Origin of the sequence: Spirillospora sp. NPDC049652 (assembly GCF_040675125.1) — a bacterium.
In the GTDB taxonomy this organism is placed as follows: Bacteria; Actinomycetota; Actinomycetes; order Streptosporangiales; family Streptosporangiaceae; genus Spirillospora.
This window is the reverse complement of record NZ_JBFAOF010001475.1, coordinates 1-1262: the sequence shown is the minus strand read 5'-3', so window position 1 is coordinate 1262 and position 1262 is coordinate 1. Positions and strand designations below refer to the sequence as shown.

The following is a 1262-nucleotide window of genomic DNA, read 5'->3' as shown; positions in this document are numbered from 1 at the left end:
CGGCGTCGGCGGACGCCGGTACCGCGACGACGGCCGCGAGGGCCGTCGCGGCGACGACGGTCGCCTTCAGGGGGTTGGGCAAAGAAATGCTCCTGCGGATGGCCCCGAGAGAAGGGGCGAAGGGGGGTGAGTGGCGCGATCTTCTCACGGGACCGTCCGCGTGATCAGCCCGGTTTTCCGGGCCCGCCGTGCTTTTCGCCGGTCAGGAGAACTTCAGGATCTGGCCGGACGCGCTCTTCCACGAGCCGACGACGCTCGTCGAGACGGCGAAGGTGACGCCCGTCCCGGGGACGTGGGCGAGCCGGGCGGGATGCGGTGTGCCGGACGGGCGCGGGATCCGGACCGTGCTCCACTTGCCGGTCTTCGAGCGGTGCAGGAGGACATCGGCGTTCCGCGACGAGAACCAGGCGCCGCCGTAGCCGTCGAGCGCGATGCCGTCCAGGCACGCGGTGCCGGGGGCGGCGGACTTCTTCCAGCCCTTGCCGTTCCAGTGCAGCAGGTAGTTCCGGGACTTGGGCCCGTACTCGCAGCCGGTCGCCCACACGCTGCTGGACGAGACGGCCAGGATGGCGCTGACCTCGACGCCGACGTTCGTGGTCGTCCACCTGCGGCCGTCGAAGCGTCCGACGGTCTTGAAGTCCTTGCCGGGCGCGGCGTCGCGGCCGAACGTCCACATGTTCGCGGACGACGTCGCGCTGACCTTGTTCGGGGTGAACGTGCCGGTCTTCACGCGCGTCCACGTCTTGCCGTTGTAGTGCCACGTCCCGGAGCCCGTGGCGGCCATGTCCGCGCCGAACACCCAGACGTTCTTCGCGCTGAACGCCTGGACGGAAGAGGGCCGTCCCGGCAGCCGCTTCACGACCGTCCAGCGCTTGCCGTTCCAGTGCAGGACCGCGTTCGGTCCCTTGCCGGGGGACTCGCCGGGGGTGCTGACGGCCCACGCGTCCGAGGACGACACGCTGGACGCGTCCCGGACCATGCCGTCCAGGCCCGTCGGCAGGGCGACGTACTTCCAGGTCTTGCCGTTCCAGTGGTACGAGAACGACACGATCGCGGGCTTGGACTTCTGGTGGAACGCGTTCCCGAACGCCCAGCCGTCCTTCTTGGACGCGACGGTCACCGTGTCCATCTCGGTGCGCGAGGTGGGGTGGACGTTGAGGGCGATGCGCCAGGCGTGGGTGGCGGCGTCGGCGGACGCCGGTACCGCGACGACGGCCGCGAGGGCCGTCGCGGCGACGACGGTCGCCTTCAGGGGGTTGGGC

General features: G+C 70.7%; 1 protein-coding gene. It reads right to left on the bottom strand.

What is annotated here, in order from left to right; genetic code table 11:
• Positions 1–202: 202 nt before the first annotated feature.
• Positions 203–1262: hypothetical protein (locus AB0J52_RS41225; protein WP_500188703.1), on the bottom strand; the 1060-nt coding region annotated here is incomplete at its 5' end.